This window comes from Dysgonomonas sp. Shenzhen-Wh21, assembly GCF_043392705.1.
GTDB lineage: Bacteria > Bacteroidota > Bacteroidia > Bacteroidales > Dysgonomonadaceae > Dysgonomonas.
In genome coordinates this window covers 50,311-75,978 of record NZ_JAIXHZ010000077.1, presented here as the reverse complement: position 1 = coordinate 75,978, position 25,668 = coordinate 50,311, and the positions used below count along the sequence as shown (strand labels likewise).

At 38.3% G+C, this 25,668-nt stretch carries 18 protein-coding genes; 14 read left to right on the top strand and 4 right to left on the bottom strand.

All coding sequences use genetic code 11. The annotated features are described in order from the left end of the window. Both LDB17_RS04775 and LDB17_RS04770 read left to right on the top strand, forming a co-directional pair. Positions 1-913: porin (locus LDB17_RS04775; protein WP_393924915.1), on the top strand; the 913-nt coding region annotated here is incomplete at its 5' end. Positions 914-1,002: 89 nt separating this feature from the next. Beyond that, the gene (locus LDB17_RS04770; protein WP_252637139.1) at positions 1,003-1,860 is read left to right on the top strand and encodes a beta-1,6-N-acetylglucosaminyltransferase; all 858 of its coding nucleotides are present in this window, start codon (positions 1,003-1,005) and stop codon (positions 1,858-1,860) included. 48 nt (positions 1,861-1,908) lie between these two features. Here LDB17_RS04770 and LDB17_RS04765 read toward each other — a convergent pair whose 3' ends face one another. Together LDB17_RS04765 and LDB17_RS04760 are read right to left on the bottom strand one after the other, a co-directional pair. After that, positions 1,909-4,044, bottom strand: a complete 2,136-nt coding sequence (locus tag LDB17_RS04765; protein ID WP_252637141.1) for a GH92 family glycosyl hydrolase — start codon at positions 4,042-4,044, stop codon at positions 1,909-1,911. A 144-nt stretch (positions 4,045-4,188) separates the two neighbouring features. After that, a complete protein-coding gene (locus LDB17_RS04760) occupies positions 4,189-4,560 on the bottom strand; it encodes a 2-amino-4-hydroxy-6-hydroxymethyldihydropteridine diphosphokinase (protein WP_252637143.1) in 372 nt (123 codons plus the stop codon). 98 nt (positions 4,561-4,658) lie between these two features. Between LDB17_RS04760 and kdsB the strand changes: the two genes are divergently transcribed. The 6 genes from kdsB to LDB17_RS04730 all read left to right on the top strand — a co-directional run bounded on the left by kdsB (position 4,659) and on the right by LDB17_RS04730 (position 14,224). After that, positions 4,659-5,402 (top strand): 3-deoxy-manno-octulosonate cytidylyltransferase, encoded by a 744-nt coding sequence (gene kdsB, locus LDB17_RS04755; RefSeq protein ID WP_252637147.1) that lies wholly within the window; start codon positions 4,659-4,661, stop codon positions 5,400-5,402. A 102-nt stretch (positions 5,403-5,504) separates the two neighbouring features. Beyond that, positions 5,505-6,158 (top strand): TetR/AcrR family transcriptional regulator, encoded by a 654-nt coding sequence (locus LDB17_RS04750; RefSeq protein WP_252637149.1) that lies wholly within the window; start codon positions 5,505-5,507, stop codon positions 6,156-6,158. A gap of 2 nt (positions 6,159-6,160) precedes the next feature. Further along, positions 6,161-10,408, top strand: coding sequence for an acyl-CoA dehydratase activase (locus tag LDB17_RS04745; RefSeq protein ID WP_252637151.1), 4,248 nt, complete (start codon positions 6,161-6,163; stop codon positions 10,406-10,408). A 204-nt stretch (positions 10,409-10,612) separates the two neighbouring features. Further along, positions 10,613-12,382: a glycosyltransferase family 39 protein gene (locus LDB17_RS04740; RefSeq protein WP_252637153.1), complete on the top strand. Its 1,770-nt coding sequence runs from the start codon at positions 10,613-10,615 to the stop codon at positions 12,380-12,382. A gap of 28 nt (positions 12,383-12,410) precedes the next feature. Next, entirely contained in the window at positions 12,411-12,884 is a 474-nt protein-coding gene (locus tag LDB17_RS04735) for a GtrA family protein (RefSeq protein ID WP_252637154.1), read from the top strand. A 212-nt stretch (positions 12,885-13,096) separates the two neighbouring features. Next, positions 13,097-14,224, top strand: coding sequence for a hypothetical protein (locus tag LDB17_RS04730; protein WP_252637156.1), 1,128 nt, complete (start codon positions 13,097-13,099; stop codon positions 14,222-14,224). A gap of 11 nt (positions 14,225-14,235) precedes the next feature. Here LDB17_RS04730 and LDB17_RS04725 read toward each other — a convergent pair whose 3' ends face one another. Further along, the gene (locus LDB17_RS04725) at positions 14,236-15,126 is read right to left on the bottom strand and encodes a bile acid:sodium symporter family protein (protein ID WP_252637158.1); all 891 of its coding nucleotides are present in this window, start codon (positions 15,124-15,126) and stop codon (positions 14,236-14,238) included. 153 nt (positions 15,127-15,279) lie between these two features. Between LDB17_RS04725 and LDB17_RS04720 the strand changes: the two genes are divergently transcribed. Next, positions 15,280-15,435: a hypothetical protein gene (locus LDB17_RS04720; RefSeq protein WP_252637160.1), complete on the top strand. Its 156-nt coding sequence runs from the start codon at positions 15,280-15,282 to the stop codon at positions 15,433-15,435. A gap of 66 nt (positions 15,436-15,501) precedes the next feature. Here the strand turns inward: LDB17_RS04720 and LDB17_RS04715 are convergent, their stop codons facing one another. After that, positions 15,502-16,077, bottom strand: a complete 576-nt coding sequence (locus LDB17_RS04715; RefSeq protein WP_252637162.1) for a nucleosidase — start codon at positions 16,075-16,077, stop codon at positions 15,502-15,504. Positions 16,078-16,481: 404 nt separating this feature from the next. Between LDB17_RS04715 and LDB17_RS04710 the strand changes: the two genes are divergently transcribed. The 5 genes from LDB17_RS04710 (at position 16,482) to LDB17_RS04690 (ending at position 25,649) form a co-directional block, all read left to right on the top strand. Continuing rightward, positions 16,482-19,397, top strand: coding sequence for a calcium-translocating P-type ATPase, PMCA-type (locus tag LDB17_RS04710; RefSeq protein ID WP_252637164.1), 2,916 nt, complete (start codon positions 16,482-16,484; stop codon positions 19,395-19,397). Between the two features lie 204 nt (positions 19,398-19,601). Next, positions 19,602-21,077, top strand: coding sequence for an IMP dehydrogenase (gene guaB / locus LDB17_RS04705; protein WP_135106728.1), 1,476 nt, complete (start codon positions 19,602-19,604; stop codon positions 21,075-21,077). Positions 21,078-21,298: 221 nt separating this feature from the next. Further along, entirely contained in the window at positions 21,299-23,320 is a 2,022-nt protein-coding gene (locus tag LDB17_RS04700; RefSeq protein ID WP_252637166.1) for a peptidylprolyl isomerase, read from the top strand. After that, positions 23,317-24,183: a peptidyl-prolyl cis-trans isomerase gene (locus LDB17_RS04695; RefSeq protein ID WP_252637168.1), complete on the top strand. Its 867-nt coding sequence runs from the start codon at positions 23,317-23,319 to the stop codon at positions 24,181-24,183. The genes LDB17_RS04700 and LDB17_RS04695 overlap by 4 nt, the downstream gene beginning before the upstream one ends. Positions 24,184-24,263: 80 nt before the next feature. Further along, positions 24,264-25,649, top strand: a complete 1,386-nt coding sequence (locus LDB17_RS04690) for a peptidylprolyl isomerase (RefSeq protein WP_252637170.1) — start codon at positions 24,264-24,266, stop codon at positions 25,647-25,649. The last annotated feature ends 19 nt before the right edge of the window (positions 25,650-25,668 follow it).

The following is a 25,668-nucleotide window of genomic DNA, read 5'->3' as shown; positions in this document are numbered from 1 at the left end:
CGAGCGAAAGAGGCGTCTTCATCTGTCCCAGCCTGATATTAAACTCTTTGAGCCGAGAGTAATATTCTTATCGATGCGTGGCGAACTCACCAAAAATTTGAAATACTTTATTCTGGCAGAGTTTGTTAACCCAATGCCATACGAGTTTTGGGGAGAATGGACTCCGGCCAAAGAGTTTAATATCAGGCTGGGACAGATGAAGACGCCTCTTTCGCTCGAAAATCAAATATCATTAACCGATATTGAAGGAGTTTTCAACACTCGTTCTATTTCTGCTCTTATCGGAATGGGCGATGATGTACAGAGACAACAAAATAATAAGAATAATACAGGACGTGATGCCGGTGTGATGGCATACGGTAACTTGTTGAAAACGCAAACGCATGATCTGCTCGAATATAAGATAGGTTTGTTTCAGGGGACAGGTATTAATACTACAGAAAATAATAACTCAAAAGACTTTGCTGCAAACTTGATGCTTCAACCCATAAAGAATTTTAGAATTGGTGGAGGAGTATATCTTGGAGAAGCTAAGTATATAAAACCCGGAGAAACAGAGAAGAATGATCATGTTCGTAACCGTTGGATTGCAAGCTCCGATTATCGTTCAGAGAGAGTGTATGCTCGTGCTGAATGGATAAGAGGTAATGATGGAGGTATCAGCAAAGAAGGTCTTCACGGAATGGGGCTCTATTATTTTGTTCCTAAAAAGTTCAATGCTTTTGCAAAGGTAGACTATCTGAATCAGAATAGAGATACAAGCAAGGAGGTGATTGATTATACACTGGGCTTGAATTATTATTTTTACGGAGCATGCCGTTTTCAGATAAATTATACTTACTCAGATTATTCAAAGAGTTGGGGTGAGAAAAATTCGAATGCTGTATTAGGGCAAATGCAGATTGTATTTTGATCAGACATTCACGAAATATAAAAAGGTTATTTCGAAAGGAATAACCTTTTTCAGTACATTTGTATTGATATCTTAAAAAATATAGTCTGATGAAGATCTGCTACCTTATATTAGCTCATAATAATTTCAGGCATTTAGATCGTCTGATTGATGCATTGGATGATGCAGATAGCACTTTCTATATTCATTTAGACAAGAAGGCAGGGCAGAGCTATATCCCTAAAAAGAGTAACGCTACAATTATTCCTACCTCCATTGATATAAACTGGGGAGGGATTTCTATGATAGAGGCTACATTGTCTCTCTTGGAATTTGGAGTACAACATTCCTCTGATGCTGAATATTATATATTGTTTAGTGGTGTAGATTATCCTATCCGGTCGAAGGCTTTCTTGAATAAGCTATTAGAAAAGAGAAAAGAGTATATAGATATTGCACCTCTCCCTGTGCCATATAAGCCTGCGGAACGTTACGAGTATTATTACTTCGATTATAATCGGCGCAATCTGAAGCATTACAACCCCAAGTTCTTAATTGAGGTGTTGCTTAAAAAGTTGAGGATAAAAAGAAAAGCTCCTTTTAAGATATATGCCGGTTCACAGTGGTTTGCTCTTACCCGTGAATGCGTGGGATATATTCTGAATACCGTAAAGGATGATAGACGGTATCTTGACTTTTTCCGTCATACATTAGTGCCGGATGAAGCTTTCTTCCAGACAATTATAGGTAACTCTCGCTATAGAGATAGAACACATGCAAACCTTACATATACCGATTGGGATGTACCTAATCCTCCTGCTACAATAGAGCAGCGTCATATTGATCTGTTAGAAACTCGCATGGAATTCAATGATGAGTTTGGGCGGCGATTCCCTTATTTTGCTCGTAAGTTTAATGATGATAGTGAAAGTATTATAGAGAGGATTCGTACCGTCCTTTGGAAATAAGGTTAGTTTAGCAGAATCCTCTTCTAAAAAGTCATATCACCTAAGTGGCTATTGATTGGTCGTAATTACCAGTTCTTTGCCTTTCCTCAAGTCGCTATGAGATATAAAGTAACCGTCAACTTTCTTACCTCCATAAGTAATATTGGTAATTTTCCTGCCTGAGTTTTTCTTGCTTATAGAAAACTGAGTGCTATCACCGAACGTGAATTCTACCTTGTCGAAAATAGGGACAGATATGATGTACGAAGGGTCGGCAGGTGAATATGTATAAAGCCCGATGGCGTTAAATACGTACCATGAAGACATTTCTCCGGCATCGTCCATTCCGGCAAGAGCCAGTTGATGTTTGCCCATTCCGTAGAAGTGATTGAGGCAGCTATCTAATATAACTTGTGATTTTTCTTGTTTGTCGACAAAATAATATAGGAAAGGGAAGCTATGATCGGGCTGATTTCCGTGGCAATATTGCCCAACAAATCCCGACAGGTTATGTGCCTCATATCCTCCCCAAGGAATAGTAAATAGAGAGTCAACCTTCTTTTCGAAGTCTTCTTTACTTTTATAAAGATTAATCAACCCTTTAGTATCGTGTGGTGCAAAGAACGATGATTGCCAGGCATTCGCTTCACGGTACAGATATTCATAGTAAGGGAATTCCGGATCGAAAGGGGTGACCCATTCACCATTTTCGAGTCGTCCTCTCATTAGTTCGGTAGAAGGGTCGAAGAGGTTCTTGTAATTGCCGGTTCTTTTCATCAGCATATTGTAGTTCTCCTCGTCTCCCAACTCTTTAGCTAATAGAGCAACAGCGTAGTCGTCGTAAGCATATTCGAGCGTTTTTGTAACAGCAGCTTTTGCTACAGTTTCTATCTTCGGGTTTTTTATGTCCATCTCAGAAATATATCCTTTTGCTATATATTCCATCAGATGAGGACGACCTCCTTCTACTGTGGCATTTTTCAGAATGAGATGATATGCTTTGTTCACATCAAATCCTCTTAGTCCTCTCAAGTAAGAGCCTGTCACGAAAGTGGAAGCGTGGTCGCCATGAAAGAATGTAGGCATAAACCCGGTCTTTTCTCCTTTGTCGGTGATGGAGTTAATCACGTCTGCTGCAACATCGGGCGAAATCATTCCGAGCAAGATAAGTTTATTTCGATAGTCGTCCCAAAACGATGGGTCGGTATAATAGCGGAACCCCTTGTTTACGACTTCACCTTTCGCATCGGTAAACTCTCCATTTACATCACTTCTTAGTGCCGGCCATAGGAACGAACGATATAATGAGGAATAGAATACCCATCTTTGCTTTTCAGTGCCACCCGAGACTTTTATTTTTGATAATAGGTTTTCCCATGTTTCTGTAGCTTCATTCCTTATTTCGGCGAAGTCTTTGTTGCCTATTTCTTTCTCTAGGTTTTCTTTTGCATTCTTGATGCTAACGAAAGAGAATCCTATTTTTAAATCCAGAGGTTCTTTGTTATTCTCAAAGTTTACGATTGACAGGCTTTTGCTTTCACCTCTTATCGAATCTATGTTTTTTATTGTTTGATTGGAAACCGCATAGAAGTACATTTTTTCGCTATTCTCCTGAAAGCCTGAGAATACGTTTTCGCTTTCTTGCGCTATTTGCCAATCCTTAATCCTTTCGTTTGACGTAGAGAGATCTATTATCAGCTTTTTATCCTTTCCGGCTTCAAATGTATACCTGTGATATGCACAGCGCAGGGTTGATGTCATTTCTGCATTTATTCCATATCGTTGGAGGAAAACCTGATAATAGCCGGGATGAGCAGATTCGTTGTTGTGGCTATATGTCGAACAATAGTCATCTGCACTGAAGTTCCCTGTTGCGGGCAGAATCGGGATATGACAAAGGTTCCAATGACCTTTGTTGGTATGTGTAAAGGCATATATAACAGTGTCTTCGTATTGGTAGCCGGAGCCGCTTCTGAACAATGTGACCGGGCTTACCTGAACCATTGCATTGGGGAGGGACGATCCGGGGAATACTTCGGCACCCCAAGTTCTGCGAGTTGGCTTGTAGCCTAAGTCGATACTATCCCATAGTGTGGCTGTTCCTAAAAACGGATTTACATAGTCTGTATACCTTATTTGTTGCCTTTGGGCACAGCCGGTTGCAACCAATAATAGGCTAATAATAATTAGATTAAATTTATTCATGTGTTAATAGATTATGGTGATAACAAATGTTTTATGGATTAAAAAATCCTTATGTAAAAATACTTTGTTTGTATAATCTATATGTGTTTGTTAAAGAACAAATTGGAGGTGTGTCACAAAACTATACTAGATTGTCTCAGATGCTTATTTTTTTAAGCTGGGTAGTAGGTCTACAATATACTTGCGACTAACATCGGCAGGCTTCAGAACTTCATCATTCCAGATAACGAGGTCGATGTCGATTTTTACAATCCCTTTTTCTTTGTCATGAGAATCACGCCCCATCTGCTGCTCTATAGACTTAAGCCGAAGATGGACTTCTTCTTTTTCCTGATCAGTATATACAACTGCCAGTTGGTTTAGGAAGTCATTTTTATAGTGTACCCCGTAAGGAGTAGTGACAGAAGTGTCGGAGTAAGCGATCTCTCCAAAAGAGCTGTCGAGTAGTTGATGACAGAGCTTCAAATTTGTTTCTGTATCTTCATTTGTTCCTATGCAGAGAAGCGCCTTATTCATAATTAGGTGCAAATATACACTGCATTTTCGAAATAGAATGAACGGTGAAACTTTATTTATGGGGCATTTTTATACATTTGTAGGATAATAGTAAAAATATGAAGTTTATAGCAATCATTCCGGCTCGATATGCCTCTACTCGTTTTCCTGGAAAGCCACTGGCAGATATGGGGGGTAAACCGATGATACAACGTGTATATGAACAGGTGAAGCGAGCGGTTCACGATGTATGGGTTGCAACAGATGATTCCCGCATCTTCGAAACTGTAAAGGCGTTCGGGGGAAAAGCTGTTATGACTTCAACAGACCATCGTAGTGGAACCGACCGTATTCAAGAAGCCTATTTTAAGATTGGGGAAGATTTTGATGTGGTTATCAATGTGCAAGGGGATGAGCCGTTCATTCAGCCCGAGCAAATCGAATCTCTGAAAGAGTGTTTTGATAGCAAAGATGTGGAGTTGGCAACGTTGGTAAAACCTTTCAAAAAAGAAGATGGCTTTGATGTTTTGTTCAATCCTAATTCTCCGAAGGTAGTTATAAATAAGAAGAGCGAAGCAATCTATTTTAGTCGTTCCATTGTTCCATATATACGAGATGCCCATCATACAGAATGGCTTGATAAACATATATTTTATAAGCATATAGGGATGTATGCCTATCGAGTGGATGTGTTAAAAGAAATCACACAACTGCCGCAATCTTCACTCGAGAAAGCTGAATCGCTGGAGCAACTCCGTTGGATAGAAAACGGCTACCGCATACGAGTGGGGTATACAGATGTGGAAACAATAGGTATCGATACTCCCGAAGATATGGAAAGAGCGATAACGCTGCTGAAATAAGTAAGCCTTAAACAACAATATAGATTTCTGTTTATGAGTTAAACGCTTGTTTAAGTTGATTTTATTTTTTATTTTTGCTTCTTAAACAATCGTTTAGAACACATGTTTAATAATGAAGATTCTTCGGAAGTAAGGAAACGGATTCTGAGTGAAGCACAAATCCTTTTCATAAAAAACGGCTACAAAGGCACCAGTGTCAGGGATATAGCTAAGGCTTCGGGTACGAATGTGGCAATGGTAAATTATTATTTCCAGTCGAAATATAATTTATTTGAGATTATATTCGAAGACGCATTGGATGTGCTTACCAAAAGAATATTCGAGACCGTAACCTCCGATCTTCCATTTTTTGAGTTAATCGAAACATGGATACACACTTACTATGAAATTCTATTTCAATATCCCGAAATTGCAGCATTTATTCTAAATGAAGTGAGCCTCAATCCGGAGGGACTCACTCAGCGGATAAAGAATAAAAATCCCTACAGTTCTTTCAGTAAGATAGAAAAGCGTATAGCCGAAGAAGTGGAGAAGGGAACAATAAGAAAAACGCCTGCAGCAGATTTTTTATTGAATATATTGTCTTTATGCATGTTCCCTTTTATGTTTGGAAATCTGGCTAAAACTTTGATGGAAATTCCGTCAGGCGTTTACAATGAGCTGATAGCCAATCATGAAAAATATGTGATAGAATTTACTATAAACGCACTGAAACCGTGCGATAATGAGATCAAACGAAATAAATTAACACAATAGTTATGAATAAGGAACAACAATATAAAATGGGAATTGATGTTGGGTCAACAACCGTCAAAATTGTAGTTTTGGATGATAATAATACAATTATTTACAAATCATACTGTAGGCATCAGGCGAATATACAGCAGACTCTGATAGCCGAACTGCAAAAGGTGATTGAAGTATATCCCCAAGCAAAGTTTACAATAAATATATCAGGATCAGCGGGAATGGGTATTGGCGAACGTGTCGGTATTTCATTTGTACAGGAAGTTGTTGCTGCCGTGGAGGTGGTAAAGAATGTTTACCCTGCTGCTCATACATTGATCGACTTGGGAGGAGAAGATGCTAAAATGGTATTCTTCAGCGAGGGTCGTCACCCTGATATACGGATGAATGGGAGTTGTGCCGGAGGGACAGGTGCTTTTATAGATCAGATGGCGAGTCTGATGAATATTACCATCGAAGAGTTAGGGGTAAAGGCGCTGGATTTTGACAAAATATATCCGATAGCCTCACGTTGTGGTGTATTTGCTAAGACTGACGTCCAGAATCTTATTAGCCGGAACATCCCCGTTTCGGATATCTCTGCTTCTATACTTCATGCCGTTGCCTTACAATCGGTAACTACTCTTGCACGTGGGTGTGAAATTATCCCTAAGATAATCTGTATCGGGGGACCGTTGACTTTTATCCCTGCGTTGCGAAACGCTTTTCGTGAAGTGCTTAAGATACAGAGTGAAGATATAATTGTTCCCGAGAATGGGGAATATTTCCCTGCATGGGGTTCTGCTCTTTATCACGAAGCTGATGCAAAAACGTTTGATTTGAACGAATTGGTGGATAAACTTTCGGAGTCTACATCGTCAAACCATAGTGATGCGCTCGAACCACTCTTCAATGACGAGCTTGAATATATTGAGTGGGATGCGAACCGCAATGTAAAAGCCTTGAAGTTTAAACCTCTGGGTGAGGAGAAGTATGTAGAATGTTTTCTGGGTATAGATTCTGGATCTACTACATCTAAAGTCGTAGTGATGGATACAGATGCCAATATCATATATAAGTTTTATGGTAATAACGAAGGAAATCCTCTGAGAAAAGTGATGGAGGGGCTATCCTTATTCTATAAAGAAGCTCAAGAGAAAGGTGTAACTGTGAAATTCCTTTCGTCAGCAGCTACAGGCTACGGCGAAGATTTGATGAAGTCTGCTCTGGGGCTCGATTATGGAATTGTAGAGACCATAGCGCACTTGTCAGGGGCACAATATGTTGATCCCGATGTATCGTTCGTACTCGACATAGGAGGACAAGACATAAAGTCAATCTTTATCAACAATGGGTTGATCTCGAATATAGAGCTGAATGAAGCTTGCTCTGCGGGCTGTGGCTCGTTTCTGCAAAACTTTGCATCTACAATGAGCATGGAGCTTTCTGATTTTGCTCGTGCTGCTTGCCTGGCAAAGTATCCAAGTGATCTGGGTTCTCGTTGTACGGTGTTTATGAACTCAAAGGTAAAACAGTCTTTAAGGGAGAATGCTGGAAATGATGATATTGCGGCTGGTTTGGCTTACTCTGTGGTTAAGAACTGTTTGTTTAAGGTTCTCAAAATATCTAACCTGAAACAGCTTGGAGACCATATTGTTGTACAAGGAGGTACGTTCCGTAACGATGCCGTTTATCGTGCATTAGAAATGTTGTCGGGTAAGACTGTGAGTTCTACTGATCATCCGGAATTGATGGGAGCTTTGGGTGCCGCATTATATTCTCAACGATTATGGGAGAAAAACCAAAACGCAACAACTTTCTCAGGAGAAGAGGCTTTGTTTGATCTGTCTACAATTAACTCTAAGGAGTTGACCTGTAAAGGTTGTACAAACCTATGCTCGGTATTACGATTCAAGTTTAACAATGGGAATATCAGCTATGCTGGAAATAAATGTGAGAAAGTTTTCTATAATAAAAATAATGATCGTAAGGAAGGCTATAATGCTTTTGATAGGAAAAATGAAATCCTTTTCAATCGTCCTGTAAAGGCTGATAATATAGAAAAAGGAAAAACGATAGGCATCCCTCGTGTGCTGAATATGTTCGATAATTATCCATTCTGGCATACTCTATTTACAGCATGCGGATTTAATGTGAGATTATCTCCCGAATCTACGTTCCCGTTATATCAAAAAGGAGTGGGAGGGGTGATGTCTGATAATATTTGTTTTCCTGCCAAGCTTGTACACGGACATATACTTGCTCTGATAGAGCAAAAGGTAGACAGGATTTTTTATCCGATTGTACCTAAAGAAGAAAAAGAATTCGGGCAATCGTCTAACTCTTTCAATTGTCCTGTAGTTAGTGGATACCCTGATGTTATACAAAGTTCGATAGATCCATCAGGCAGACACGGTATCCCTTATGATGAGCCGGTGATAACATTCAGCAGCGATAAGGCTTTGGCTAGAGGCTGTTATAATTACTTGTCGGGTTTGGGAGTATCTAAGGATGTTTTTGATAAGGCATTTCAACAAGCTTTAGTTGTAAAAGATAGTTTAAAACAAGAGCTTTATGGCTATCAGAAAGAGTTGTTAGATAAAGCCTTAGAGACGGGAGAGTTGACATTTATCGTTGCAGGTCGTCCATATCATACAGACCCGTTGATTCATCAGAAAGTAGGTCAGATATTTTCAGACCTCGGGGTTATAGTACTTACCGATGATGTATTTCGTAAGCCCGAAAGTCAAGGCTTTAGTAAATTGAATATTATTTCGCAATGGTCTTACCCCAACCGTGTAGTACAGGCTGCGATGGAAGTAGCTAAGTTACCCCAAAATATACAGTTGGTACAGCTCAACTCCTTTGGTTGTGGTCCCGACTCCTTCTTTATGGACGAGACGCGTGATATATTGAAGGCTGCCGGCAAAAATATAACCGTTCTTCGTATCGATGAGATAGCCAGTCCGGGCTCTATTCGTTTGCGTTTGCGCTCATTGGTAGAGTCACTCAAAGCTGTAAAGTCTTATGATCTGGTAGCAAGTAATTCATATAAAGGCTATTCTGCTCCATATAAAAAAGAGAAAGACAAAAATAAAACGGTTCTTATTCCTTGGCTTTGTGATTTTATATCTCCATTTGCCCCGGCATTGGGTGAAATTCTTGGGTTGAAGGTAGAGAATCTTCCTAAATCGAACAAAGTATCTGCTGATCTTGGTTTGATGTATGGAAACAATGAAGTGTGCTATCCGTCTACCCTCATTTTGGGAGATATTATCAATGCACTCCAATCGGGAAACCATGATGCGAAAGATATTGTGCTTGCAATTACACAGACAGGAGGTCAGTGCCGTGCTACAAACTATATAGCACAGATCAAGACCGGATTGCAAAATGCAGGATTCAATGATATTCCTGTAATAGCACTCAGCTCGGGAGAAACATATCAGAATGACGAGAGTGAATTTACGTTGGAATGGAAAAAAATAGCAAAGATCGCAGTTCCAATTGTATTGTATGGCGATGGTCTGCAACAGATGCATAGTGCTATTTCTGTGCGTGAAAAAAAGGAAGGAGCGTCGCAGCAGATATTTGATTTCTATATCGAACGAGGGATCGATGCCGTTCGGGCAAAGGATGCGAAAACGTTGTATAGGTTATTGAAAGAGGCTGTTGAGGACTTTAATAATGTGCCTATTTACGATAAAGAATATTCTAAAGTGGGGCTTATAGGAGAAATATTTGTGAAGTACAACAATTATGCACAAGCAAATATATCCGAGTGGTTGCGGTCTCGTAATGTAGAAGTTTCTACTCCTCCATTGTTAGATTTTCTTATGCAGTTCTTTGTAAACAGTAAGGTAAATGTCGAAAATGGACTTAGTGAAGAAACCATTTTTTCGAAGACTCTAAAACCCCTTATCTGGTGGTATATCAATAGCAAGGTGAAAAGATCGGAGAAGATATTGAGCAAGTTCAAGTTTTATGAGCCCTCAGAATCTATATATGCAAAGGCAGAAGCGGCTTCAGAAGTTTTAGACCTCTCCAATCAGTTTGGGGAAGGTTGGCTTATCCCTGGAGAAATTGCTCATTATGCTCGTAAGGGTGTAAACAAAGTTGTTTGTCTGCAACCATTCGGGTGTATTGCGAATCATATTGTAGCCAAGGGGGTAGAAAAGCGGATTAAGGAAATCTATCCGAATATGAATATCTTGTATCTGGATATCGATGGAGGTATTGCAGAGGTTAACTTGCAAAATCGTCTGCATTTTATGATATGATGACCAGTTGTCTCACAGCTTTGTAAATTCATATATGTTGTTTCTGAACGGAGAAAATAGTTCTAGACCTTAAAGTTTTTCTCTATTCAGAAACAATATTTTAGTATGCTATTTTGTCCAATATCAAAATTATAACTGTAGCAAGTACCTGTAATTAAAAAAATAAAAACTTATATTTGCAGAAATATTCAGTCATAACTATCTATGAAGAAATCCCATTTTCTGCAAACATTATACTTGCAAAAACCTCTCTTCCTGATTCTTCTTATAGCGACCTTATCTACTCTTCCTTGGATAGGATTAGGAGATTTTTATACCAAAGGTGAGCCTCGTGAGGCTGCATTGGCCGTATCGATGATCGAGAAAGGAGAGTGGGTTATTCCTTCCAGTTATGCAGATGAATTTGCATATAAACCGCCATTTAATCATTGGCTTATAGCCGGCTTTTCTTTAGCCCTGACGCATGGCGAAGTTACCCCTTTTACATCGCGTCTGCCATCTACAATTGCATTTATTGCTATGATTGGGGTTTGCTTTATGTTTTTTGCTCGTCGCAGACCTGTTATAGAGGCTTTTGTTTCGTGTCTTATCCTGATTACCTGCTTCGAAATACACAGGGCTGCCATGACTACTCGGGTAGATATGGTACTTACATTTCTCCTTGTGGCAGCGATTATTCAAATGTATGCTTGGTATCAAAAGCGGCGGGTGTATCAGCTTATTTCCATCTGGCTGCTTCTTAGTATGGCTACCCTCACCAAGGGTCCTATAGGGGTCTTGCTGCCATGCATGATATTCGGCGTGTTTTTGTTGTTCCAGAAAGAAAACTTCTTTAAAGCAACAGTAAAATGTATTTTGATTGCACTTCCTGCCTTTATTATACCTCTGATTTGGTATTATGCTGCTTATAAGGTAAAAGGAGAGGCATTCTTCGACCGTGTGTTCTATGAGAATTTTGGCAGATTTCTTCATCTGAAGGCTGCTGATATGGATGCAAGCTATGAGTTGGGACATGACGGGCCGTTTTGGATTTACATCGTATATCTGGTATCAGGCTTTTTACCTTGGACTATTTTGCTTGTGATTTCTCTTTTCTTTTTGAAATATAAAAGAGTGAGTGGATCGGTAAAACAAATCATAAACAATATTGCCGGTAAAATAATGACTATGGACAAAGCGCTTTTGTATAGCCTTATAGTTATTGTTGTTTCGCTATTGTTCTATTCTATTCCTGTGTCGAAAAGGAGCGTATATATAATGCCCGTGTATCCATTTATCGCAATATTTATCGCTCGCTTTTTTATCTATCTTGTTGATGCAAAACCGAAAGCGGTTCGTATTTCAACCTCTATTCTGTTAGGAATCTCAATTATCGCTCTTCTGATAATAGGACTCGCATATACACGAGTTATTGATATAGAAGTTATTGCAGGATATTTTGCCAAGAGAGAGAGAACCCTTCAGGATATCAAAATCTTCTCGGACATGTTCAAGTTTCCGGGTTGGTTAGGCTTATTTGGAATTTCGATTTTGCTATGTGCTACGATTAATAGCATTTATTTGTTACGCAAAAAAATCAATATAAAGATATTGATGGCAGGTTTTGGAATCATGTTTTCTATCAATGTTTTCATGGATTCTTATTTGCTGTCTAATTTTAAAGATACTTATTCGGCTCGCCCATTTGCTGAAATGATTTCTGAGAAATATAAGCCCGATGGAGAGATATACGTTACGAATAATCTGAGAAAGTATTTCAATCTCTATGCGTTAAATTTTTATCTGCACAATAACTTTAAGAACATAGATTTAGAATCCCCAAAAGAAGGTTATTTTGTAACCTTAGAGAAATATTCAGAGAGTATTCGTCAAGAATATGGAAATAGATATGAGTTTGAACTTTTAGAAAAAAGCGATAAGTTAAACGAATACAGAACCTCGATGTTATTTTATAGAATAAAATCAAGGAATTAATTCAGCCTTAGCAAACGATTGGAGACACATGAAGCAACAAATTAGTAACCTGATTAAAAGTGATTCGATAAAACAATTGATAAAATATGGTCTCGTTGGTGTAGTGGGACTTGTTATTGATATGGGTGTTTACTACTTACTGGTTACTAAATATTCTGTGCATTACCCTTTTTCAGTTCATATCAGTACTCTTTTGGGTGGAAGGATGTCTGTTGGGATGCTTGATATTCTTATTTCCAATATTATAAGTTCCACTCTGGCTGTGATTAATAATTTTATACTAAACAGCTATTTTACATTTAAGGTAACTGATAACAAGCTGAAGCGCTTTACTTCTTTTGCCGGTATAGCTTTGGTAGGCATGGTTATAAGCTCCATGTTGCTTACATTGTTTATTGGGGTCATGAAGATGGATGATATGTTGGCAAAAGCATTTGCTATATGTATTGTGGCTGCTATTCAATTTATAATCAATAAGTTTTTTACTTTCAAGCAAAAGTGAGGATAGGTAAGACATAATATTTTAACATTATAAATGCAATAATTACACGAGCAACTAAAAACAAAATTCCATATTAATTGTTCTATTAGGAATAACGATAACCTTACTTATATTGTATTCTAAAATTTTACAATGAACTACCGGTAAGAAGGGATATTCAGTAGTGTTTATTGTTTATTTCAGCTAGATTTTTTTTGAATTTTTAATGTGGAATGCTTAACAAAGGTATAAAAAAATATGTGTCTAACCCGGTAATCGGGCTTTTACCATTTCTATTATATGTAATACTTCATATAGCAAATGTGGAAGAGGGATTAGCGCTAGTTATCAGTCTTTTCTCAGCTATAGTTGGGGAGTTTCTTGTCCGTCTGTGTTGCAAAACCCGAGGTTTTAGTATTACATTCTATATTTCAGCAATAGCTATTTTTATTACCTTGTTTATCTGGTTGCTAACTCATAAATATAGTTGGCAATTAAATACCTATCTGGTGATATGCGAAATTGTAATAATATGTCTCTTTATGCTTTTAAGAGTAAGTAAGACATATATTGCCACACGATTTTTTCGACATAGAAACCATCTTCAGAAGGCACTCATGAGCGAGTTTTATGGTTGTGCAACACTTGTTCAGTACGGTTTGACTTTACATATTTTTGCCATATTATTATATCGACAGTTCTCTTTTAATTATAACTTTTTGCGCTCATCGGATATCGTTATATTCGTTGCTACGCCGGTCTTTATTATCTCTCTGATAGGGATATATCAAACGGTGAAAGTAGGCAATTTGGTTTCTAAACTTAAACAAGAAGATTGGATTCCTATCGTTACAGAGAAAGGGGAAGTTACAGGTAAAATAGCCAAGAGCGTATCTTTGAATATGAAGAACCGATTCATGCATCCTGTTGTTCGGGTGGCTCTCATCTCAGGATCGAGGATATATTTGCAGGAACGTCCCAAGAATGATTTGCTGAACCCTTCGAAACTGGATTATCCGTTCGAAAAATATATGCTCTTCAATCATGAGATCAACCTGTCGGCACGAAACAGTATAAGGCGAATGCTTGGTGAAGAAACAAATATTCCTTTGAAATTTGTTCTCAAATATGTGTTTGAAAATGATGATACAAAGCGTTTGAATTTCTTGTTTGTAGCCAATGTTGACGATGAGTTTAGTATAAAGAGAACCGGAAAATTGAATGGAAAGTTCTGGACTATAAAACAAGTTGAGGCGGGTTTTGCCGATGAAATCTTTAGTGAATGTTTTGAACTGGAATTTGAATACCTTAAAAATATGGTATTGCTATCTCCTGAGAATCAAGGGAATCAATCTGTATAAAAAAACTCCCGTCATAGGGTTTTTCTTTTTCTCCATACCTGATAAGAATTAACCACATTTTGCCACAATACATAAGCTCCGGGTCCTAACGATGATATAGGATTTAGATATGTTTGAGCCATCCAGATAGCAAGGATGGTATTTTTTTGTCCTAATCCCTGTCCTCCGGCTATCGTGTCGTTGTAATAAGTGCCTAAACGGCGTCCCACAAGAAATTGAGCTATGCAAATAGCCAAAGCCGATAAAGCGACCGACAGTTCTATTATAAAATTGGGACTTTCTTGGTCAATTATAAACTGTACGGTTTTCCCTGTAATAATAACCAACGCTATCGACCAAAGATAAAAAGACAATCCTTTTGCTTTTTGAATCTCATGATGTACTCTGGGTAATAACCTCTTGAGTAAGAATGCGCCAAACAGAGGAAGAAATAATAGTATTGAGACTTTTTGAAATACAATCCAGAATGATTGAAGAAATGAACTTGACTCTATTTCTCCCGTATATGAAAACAGGATGGGTGCAACAATAACAATGACCATGTTGCAGAGTAAGCTATAAGCCATCAGGCTAGGAACATTCCCTCCAAGCATGCCTGTTATTACAGGTGCAGATGTGGCTGTGGGGGCTAAAACGCAAATCATTGCCCCTTGAGCGACAATGGGATTTAAAGGGCGAAGTAATACGTAAACCCCAATACTTCCCAATATCTGTATGGCAATAAGCCAAAAATGCAGCCGGGAAAAATGTATCTCCTTAAACGAAATATTGCAATAGGTGATCAATAGCATTAATGCTATGAGGTAAGGGGTAAGGAACGACAGTTCGCCCATATATTTGTGTAACAGAATGCCGGTAAGCATAGCTATGGGCATCATGTACGATTTAATCTTATTCAGCATGATTGGCTTATTGAAGATGTAAAATTAGCAAATATATTCCCTTTGAAGCCCTAATAAAGGTAAAATCATAAAAAAGAAAAAAAAGAAGTAAATTGAAATATTTTTAAATCTAAATCGTCTAATTAGATAAATACACTAATAAGAACATTGGATATGAAAGATGACAAGAACAAGAAGGAGAATTTGAAATACGCTCCTAAGAAAGAAATCGAATCTCTTGACAGGAAAGATAGTTCAAATATGCAACTGGCACTTGCTATAGAAGAGTTATGCTCCGATGACTTTTTATTTGACGATGAGAAAGAGTGATTCTTTTCGTTCACCTTATTAACTTAAAAAATGAACCCCCCAATGTTATTATACGGTTGAATACTACTATCTTTTTAGCTCGTCGATTGCTTGTCTAAGTGCGTCCGCTGCTTTTTTAACTGTAATATTCCAATCTTCGGCGGCATTATCGTCAGCACCATCCGAAATATATTTCAAACACAAGAACGGAATGTCCTCTTTTTTAGCAATATATGCCAATGGATAGGCTTCCATATCTACAATGTTATAATCTGATGTATTGTGGCTCACCTCGAAACTGTCTCCGGTTCCGCAGATGCCTTCTTGCAGAGCCTCGACCTGGATTCCATACTTCAGAATCGGTTTTGTGTTAGAAAAAGGCGTTTCATACAACTCACAGCCTAGAGTGGTTACATTCATATCACGCTGTATAAAATGAGTACAGCAGATTACTGCCTCTCTTTCAAAAAAATTGCTGCCAGCAGATCCGAGGTTGATGATAATGCTCGGTTTATTTTGTGCTATCTGTTTTGTTAAATGATACGCTGCATTTACCTTGCCCACACCAATAAAAAGTGGGCTTTCATCTACAAACTTATCTGAGGCTTCACTCTCGAGTGCAAAAACGTATAAAGGATTTTTACTTAATAGCTCTTTAATCATGTTATTGAATCTTATTTGCAAATATAAGGAATATAAAAGAATTGGATAAAGATAAAAAAGTGACAAAAGTAACAGGTTTAGTTCATATTTGATTGTAACTTTTCTCCCCCAATCATATCAATCCCTTTTATATAAGATAATTTTTTTTCATCTGCATTAACATTCTACTTTGTTGAGTAAAAATAAGAAAATATCAAATTTATATCTCAGCTAATACTTAGGATAGTAAATAAAAATATGATTCTAAATCCCGGTTTCTATGATGATCGAATGATGGGGGAGGTGATTTTGTAACAATAATTTAACCGACAGATATTCCATCTTATGTTAAATGAACGTAACTTTGTCGGTTTTGAATAACCAATAAGGTTTTAAAGACGTTAAAGATAAATAACCAATAAATAATGGAAGGTAGAAAAAAATACATAGGTCTCTCCGATAGTGAAGTGAAAGCAAGCAGGCAGAAGCATGGTGCAAATATTCTCACTCCCCCCAAAAAAGAACCTCTTTGGAAACTTTTTTTGAAAAAGTTTGAAGATCCGATCATTCGTATATTGCTTATTGCCGCATTCTTGTCCTTAGGGATTTCTATTATACATAATGAGTATATAGAGACTATTGGTATTTTTTGTGCTATTCTTCTGGCAACAGGCGTCTCTTTTTGGTTCGAAATGGATGCCAACAAAAAGTTTGACGTTCTCAATCAGGTGAACGACGAAGACCAGATTATGGTGATGCGCAACGGAAATGTAAAGCAGATTGCCAAAAAAGATATTGTAGTTGGTGATATTGTTTTGCTTGAGATAGGCAACGAGGTTCCGGCTGATGGCGAATTACTCGAAGCTGTATCGATGCAGATAGACGAGTCTTGTCTTACAGGAGAGCTGAGTATAGATAAGACTACAGACCCCGAACATTTCGAAGAAGGAGTTACTTATCCTTCAAACTGGGTGCTTAGAGGAACGAAGGTTATAAATGGGCACGGGGTTTTTGAAGTACATCGTATTGGAGATAATACCGAATTCGGAAAAGTGGCGGTGAAGGCGACCGAAAAAGTTGAAGGTGAAACACCATTGAACCGTCAGTTAGACTCTTTGGCTAAGTTTATCGGTGTTGTTGGTCTTATATTAGCCCTTTTCACATTTTTAGTCCTTGTTCTTAAGGATGTTGTTTTCGATCCTATTGTACCTATGCAAAAAAGACAGCTTGCTTTGCTTGCCGGTGCAATGTTGGGGGTAGCAGTGGGCATGATAAAAGTATGGTTGCCTATTATATATGGAGGTCTCGAATTGCTCGGTAAAGACTCTAAACTTCCTAAGTCTGTGAAAGAAGGAGGATGGTTGAGGTGGCTTTTTACAGGAGCATTGGTGACGGTTGCCATTTCATCGATCGGATATGTTTTTGGCGTAGATCCGCTGAATAGTAGTTCGTGGATAAATCTTGATACGGCTACAGAGATTTTACAGGCCTTTATGGTGGCGGTTACATTGGTTGTTGTTGCTGTTCCCGAAGGTTTGCCGATGAGTGTTACGCTTAGTCTTGCGCTTAGTATGCGTCGCATGTTGAAGATGAATAATCTTGTGCGTAAAATGCATGCTGTGGAAACAATGGGAGCTACCACTGTTATCTGTACAGATAAGACAGGAACACTTACTCAAAACCAAATGCAGGTTGCCAGCACTAATTTCTACGGATTGGAAGATCAGCGATTGACCGACAGCGAAATCAGCCGTCTTGTGATAGGGAATATATCGGTAAACTCTACTGCATTTTTAGATTTCTCAGACCCTAAGAAAGTGGCGGCTTTAGGAAATCCTACCGAAGGAGCTTTGCTGCTTTGGCTCAACAATAGTAAAATACTGTATAGTAATATTCGTAACAAAGAAGCTATCATAGAGCAATTGCCATTCTCTACCGAACGTAAGTTTATGGCAACTTTTGTAGACTCTCCAAAACTGAGAAAGAAAGTTCTGTATGTAAAAGGTGCGCCAGAAGTAGTTTTGAGTAAATGCAAACATGTAATTACTGCCGAAGGTCTCGTTCCGGTAAATGAATACAAAGAAAAAATTAATAGTCAGCTATTGCAATATCAGAATCAGGCAATGCGTACACTCGGTTTTGCATACCAGTATGTAGATGATGCAAAAGCGGCTGTGGAAGATTTGATTAAAGGAGAATTGGTATTTCTTGGAATAGCAGGAATTTCCGATCCCGTACGTTCTGATGTTCCTGAGGCTGTGCAACATTGCTTGAGTGCGGGTGTCGGGGTAAAAATTGTTACAGGCGACACGTATGGTACGGCTAAAGAAATAGGGCGTCAGATTGGTATTTGGAAGGATGATGAGGATACCGATCTGAATATTATTGGTGGTGTTGATTTCGAAAAGCTTTCCGATGAGGAAGCACTCGATAGAGTACAAGGTTTAAAGATAATGTGTCGTGCTCGTCCGACAGACAAGCAGCGGCTTGTGCATCTCCTGAAACAGAAAGGGGAGATCGTTGCTGTTACCGGTGACGGGACAAACGATGCTCCTGCTCTCAATTATGCGGATGTAGGTTTGTCGATGGGCTCGGGGACATCGGTCGCTAAAGAAGCGAGTGATATTACTCTGCTTGACGATTCGTTCAGTAGTATTGCTACTGCTGTGATGTGGGGGCGTTCGCTCTATAAGAATATACAGCGCTTTATGTTGTTTCAGTTGACTATCAACGTGGCTGCACTTTTGATCGTATTTTTGGGTTCTGTGTTTGGGCAACAATTGCCGTTAACCGTAACGCAAATGCTTTGGGTAAACCTGATTATGGATACTTTTGCGGCCGGAGCATTAGCTTCATTACCTCCTGACCCGAATGTGATGAAAACTAAGCCGAGGAAAAACAGTGATTTTATTGTGACGCCTTCCATTGCTAAACATATTCTTTTTACAGGCGTAATGTTTGTTATATTACTTCTCGGAATGATGTATTATTTTTCAGATCCTGTTCACTTGAATTCATTCTTTAGCTATGTCGCCGAAGGAGATAGAGAGCGTTACTTCTTGTCGTATTTCTTTACAGTCTTCGTTCTACTACAATTCTGGAATATGTTTAATGCCAAAGCCTATGCAACAGGTAAATCCGCTTTTGCCGGATTAAATAAAAGCGCAGGCTTTGAGTTGGTAGCCTTAATAATTCTTGTAGGACAGATATTGATTGTTACTTTTGGTGGCGATGTATTTCGTACTATGCCGCTAACCATTCAAGACTGGGGCATTATTATAGGCGGCACATCTGTTGTTCTCTGGATTGGCGAATTGATTAGACTGATAAGAAAAAAATGATTTGATAAATAAAAATATATTTTCCTGACAATCTTTTCAGGTTATATTAAATAGGCTTATCTAATGTGGAAGTTAGATAAGCCTATTTCAATATTGAAACAGGCTCTTAAGTTAAAAAAGTATTATTTTTTGAAAGTTTGTTGCTTATAATTCATCAAAAATATGTATATTTGCGCGCAATAAATTTCAAAAGCTCTTTAATATATGTCGTTTATTGCAGATAAAGTTGTAATGGATGGATTGACATTCGATGATGTATTGTTGATCCCCGCTTATTCAGAAGTTCTCCCCCGCGAAGTCGATTTGTCGACAAATTTCTCACGCAATATCAAATTAAATATTCCGTTTGTTTCGGCTGCAATGGATACTGTTACCGAGGCTAAGCTTGCTATCGCAATAGCTCGTGAAGGTGGTATAGGCGTTATACACAAGAATATGTCTATAGAAGCTCAAGCGCAGCAGGTTCGATTTGTTAAACGTGCAGAAAACGGAATGATCTCAAATCCTGTAAGTATTCTTCGCGACAAAACAGTTGGTCATGCCTTGGCAATGATGGCTGAATACAAAATCGGGGGGATTCCTGTTGTGGACACAAACAACCGTTTGGTTGGTATTGTGACCAATCGTGACCTGCGCTTCAGACGTGATATGAATGAGTTGATCGATGATGTGATGACAAAAGAAAATATCATTACAACACGCCAGACTACAGACCTTGAAGCGGCAGCAGATATTCTTCAACAACACAAGATTGAAAAACTACCTGTAGTTGATGCCGATAATAAACTAATCGGACTAATCACATATAAAGATATTACAAAGGCAAAAGATAAACCGTTTGCGTGCAAAGATGAAAACGGACGTTTGCGTGTTGCTGCCGGTGTGGGTGTAACTTATGATACGCTGGAGCGTGTTGATGCTCTTGTTCAGGCCGGAGTAGATGCAATTGTTATTGATACAGCACATGGACACTCAAGAGGAGTGGTTGAAATGCTGAAAAAAGTAAAAGCTACTTATTCAAACATTGATATTGTTGTGGGTAATATAGCAACAGGCGATGCAGCAAAATATCTAGTTGATGCCGGAGCAGATGCCGTAAAGGTGGGAATCGGTCCGGGTTCGATCTGTACTACACGTGTAGTTGCAGGTATCGGAGTGCCTCAGTTATCGGCTATCTATGATGTTGCTAAAGCGCTGAAAGGAACAAATGTTCCGTTGATTGCGGATGGAGGTTTGCGCTATTCGGGAGATATTGTGAAAGCTCTTGCTGCAGGAGGTTACTCTGTTATGATGGGGTCGTTGCTTGCCGGAGTAGAAGAGTCTCCGGGCGAAACAATCATTTTCAATGGACGTAAGTTTAAGTCATATCGTGGTATGGGTTCTTTGGAAGCAATGGAAAAAGGCTCAAAAGACCGTTACTTCCAAGATATGGAAGCTGATATTAAAAAGCTTGTGCCGGAAGGTATTGCTGCCCGTGTTCCTTTCAAAGGATCGTTGTTTGAAGTCGTTTATCAGATGACCGGCGGTCTTCGTGCCGGAATGGGGTATTGCGGAGCAAAGAATATTGACGAACTGCACAATGCTAAGTTTACTCGTATCACGAATGCTGGTGTTGCAGAAAGTCATCCTCACGATGTTGCTATTACAAGCGAAGCTCCAAATTACAGCAGAGGAGAATAAAATTTGATTGGACAGAATTTATTATAATACGAATGGTTGCCAATCGGCAGCCATTCGTTTTTGTTAATATCTATCGGCTCGTTTGATGGTGTTACTTCTGCTAACTAATCTTCCCTCATATTAAAAAACTATTGGTATTCCTTTATTTTAGAATATTTTAAAACATTACAAGCCTTTATTTCTTGTATCTTTGCTTTTTATACAGTTTATCAGCTTGATATATGAATAAAAGACGACTTGTATTCTTTCTTATCACACTACATGCTACTTTCTATCTGCATGCACAGCAGGTAGACCCTGTCGCTATTCAGATTAATGGAAAACCTGTATTGAAATCAGAGTTGGAGAAAGCTTACAGAGAAAGTAATGTCTCAAGGTCTGATGGTGAAAAAGAATCTCTAGCTGACTTTGTTCAATCTTACATAGATTTTAGGTTGAATATTGCAGAGGCTAAAGCTCAGCGAGTGGATACAACCGGAAATTATATAAGAGATTTGTCTGCAGCAAGAGTTGGCATGTCTCGTAAATATATGCAAGATACGATTTACGAAAATGATTATTTGTTGAAGATATATAATAGGATGCAGCAAAACGTGGAAATAAATCACGTACTTGTTCCATTCGAAGAAAAAATAATATATCCTGCCGATACAGTTGTTCTATACCAAAAAGCGATAGACTTGCAAGGGAGATTATCTAAAAATGGGTTCGCAGCCGAAGGGTATAGTAAAGTATTGTCGTCTTCTACTGTTTTGGATTATAATCGACAAAACGGCTATATTGGCTGGGTTGCTCCTTTTATGTTTAATGCTAAAGTAGAGGAGGTGATTTACTCTCTTCCTGTTAACGAGGTCAGTATGCCGATAAGATGTTCGGATGGATATCATATTATACAGGTCTTAAATAAACGCCCAGCTGTAGGTTCGGTAGATATCGAGCAAGTGTTATTTAATTTTTCCCGTATTCCTGCCGGTCTCAATCAAATAGACAGCGTGGGGAAGGTTGCTTGGAGAGAATATCGGAATATCCGTACAGCTTCAGATTATCAATCGTTGTGTGATGAGTTTACTCGTGTAATGCAAATGGGTGAAAAAGGGTGCCATTTTGGAGTTCTAAATTTGGAATCTCGTTTGTCTCCAACGTTTATAGAAGCAGCTTTTAATCTCAAAAAAGAAGGAGATGTGAGCGAACCTGTACAATCTGAATATGGATTTCATATTATCCGGCTGCTGAAAAAAATTCCGGTTCTGTCTTATGCTGATATGAAGAGTTCGCTGAAAGCTCGCATACTGGAAAGTGACAAGTCGGAAGAAATGGCTATTGAGAAACGAAAAAGTATGTCACAAGAATTAGGTTTTAACTTGAATCGTGTGGCTTATGACAGACTGAATGAAATAGCAAATAAGATATCTCCTAAAGATTCTTCTTTTTTGAAAAAAGTTGATAATAGTAATGATATTTTATTTTCGTTTGGAGATAAGAAGATATATACTGTTGCTAACTTTGTTGAATATATTCGATTGAGGCAAAACTTGATGGATAATAAGCCGACCGATGCTCCTGAAACGGTAGTATACACAGAGGCTATCAATAATTCGTTATCCACAGATGTGCTGAAAGAATATTTTAATGCATATTATTCACGTTGCCTGACTGATTATTATTACTTATCTCTACCAGATAGAGAACCTGAATATAAGAAGCAATTAGATGAAGTCTCTAATGGACTTTTATCTTTTGGCGTAATGAATAAGAATATATGGGAACGTGCTGCTACCGACGAAAAAGGCTTGTCGGAATATTTCAAGAAAAATAAAAATAAATATTCCCTTGGCGGAACAAAGTATAGAGGACTGATTGTTTATGCAAAAGATGAAAAAGCACTAACTGTTGCTGCATCATTAGCTAAGAGTGAGAAGAACAGAGATATTCTTATTGAAAAAATAAGACATGCTCTGAATAAAGATTCTCTCAGGGTGCTGATGGAACCCGGAATATGGGCTAAGGGTGAAAACCCGTATGTAGATAATAAGGTCTTTGAGGGAAAAGAAGCGAAAGCAAAAATGGGCTATCCGTACTTTATCGTCTTGGGTGACTTTGTATCAAAGCCAATAGACTATAATGATGTGAGATATGCTGTTGAGTCTGATTATCAAACTCAGCTCGAACAACAATGGAAGGCTGATTTACGCAAGAAATATAAAGTGGAGATAAATAATTCTGTATTGAATACAATAAAATGAGAATCTATAATATTATTATAATATCTGCATCAATTTTGATATCTATGCTGTCATGCAGTAAAGGAAGTACTGATGCGCCTGATCTGAGCCAAGTTCCTGTAGTCACTGTCGGGGACAAAACCTTGTATATGGATGAGCTCAACAATACGGTTCCCCGTACACTGTCTGCGCAAGATAGTACTGCTGCGGCAGATACCTACATAAAAATGTGGATAAATGATCAGCTGTTGTATGACAAGGCGAAAAAAAATATAGTAAATAAAGAGGAGATAGAACGATTGATAGAAAACTATCGAAAAACTCTTATCTCGAATCTATATCAAGAGCAATTGTTGACGGAGCATCTGTCAAAATCCGTCTCCGATGCCGAATTGCAATCTTTTTACGAACAGAATAAAGATAAGTTGAAGCTTAAAGAAAATATAATAAAGGGACTATATCTGAAAGTTCCGATTGACTCAAAAGAACTCAATAATTTTCTGAAGTGGTATAAACAACCGACAGATGCAGCTGTAGAAAATATAGAGAAGAATACATTGAAGAATGCAGTTGGGTACGAATATTTCTACAATAGGTGGGTAAGCTTGAACGAGATTATAGATAATATGCCACTATCCGTGGATAACGGGGCGGACTTCTTGAAGATCAACAAAAATATAGAAGCCCGGGATTCTTCATTCGTATATCTTTTGAATGTGAAAGAGTACAGGACTGTGGGAAGTGAGGCTCCTTATGAGTATATAAAAAATCAATTGATGGAAATTTATACAGAACAGAGGAAAAGCGATTACCTCAATAAGGTGCAACAGGACTTGTATAATAAGGCCATTTCGGATAATGAAATTAAGTTTTATAATAAGTAGACTATAACTTCTTTTTTTACGTTAAGAAAAAGTGATACATTATCACTATATTTACGCCACTTTTTAATAAACAGACAAAAATGATGCAAAAGGCAAGAAAATTAATTTTATTAATAATACTATTGGGGTCGGGTATTTTATCCTATGCTCAGAATAATGTTATAGATGAAATAATATGGGTAGTAGGGGATGAAGCTATCCTGAAATCGGATGTTGAAAAAGTTCGCTTGGGGATGTTGTCTCGCGGAGAACGCATCGAGGGAGACCCTTATTGTTTGATTCCGGAGCAACTTGCTGTTCAAAAGCTGTTCCTCGATCAGGCAAAGATAGATAGTATAGAAGTGCCGGCATCAGCAGTTAACAGCCAGCTATCGAGATACGAGAATAATGTTATTGCCAATCTGGGTTCAAAAGAGAAAGCCGAAGAATACTTAGGCTCTACTATGTCACAGCTCAGGGACGAATGGCGCGAACAAATTCGTAATGAATATCTGGTTTCAGAAGTAAAGAAGAGCTTGGTGGGTAAAAAGACCAATCTGACACCTTCCGAAGTTCGAAAATATTATGCTCAGCTACCAAAAGATAGTTTGCCTTATATCCCGACAATGGTTGAAGTGCAGATTATTACGAATGAACCTGTGATTCCATTAAAAGATATTGATCAGGTAAAAGATCGGCTGAGAGATTATACAAACAGGATAAACTCCGGAACTGCCGACTTTGCTACTTTAGCAATCATGTATTCTGAAGATCCGGGTTCGGCACCCAATGGTGGTGAACTGGGTTTTATGGGACGTGCCGAGTTATTGCCGGAATTCTCAAGTGTAGGATTTTCTTTGTCTGATCCTAAAAAAGTATCAAATATTGTAGAGACTGAATACGGCTTCCATATCATTCAATTGATAGAAAGAAGAGGTGATAGGGCTAACTTCCGCCACATACTGCTTCGTCCGAAGGTATCGACAGAAGATATGAATAAAGCAAAATTCAGACTAGACTCTATTGCAAACGATATTAGGGCAAATAAGTTTACATTCGAAGATGCTACAGTATTATCTTTCGATAAAAATACAAGGAAGAATAACGGGCTGATGGTAAACTACAAAGAGAGTACAAACTACGGCACTCCTCGCTTTACAATGGAAGAACTACCTACCGAAATAGGTAAGATAGTAAACAATATGAAAGTAGGAGATATATCGCCTGCATTCACAATGAAGCAGAATAGCGGTAAAGAAGTTGTTGCTATTATAAAATTGAAAAGCAAGACTGAAGGACATGTCGCAAATGTTTCTGACGACTATCAGACATTGAAGGCGATTGTAGAAAACAAGAAGCATGAAGAGGTTCTGAAAAAGTGGCTCCAAACAAAAATAAAGAGTACTTATGTAAGAATAGATAAGGATTGGGAAAACTGTGATTTCCAATATCCCGACTGGATTAAAAAAGATCAGGCTAGCAAGTAAATATAACAGGTGTTTAAGA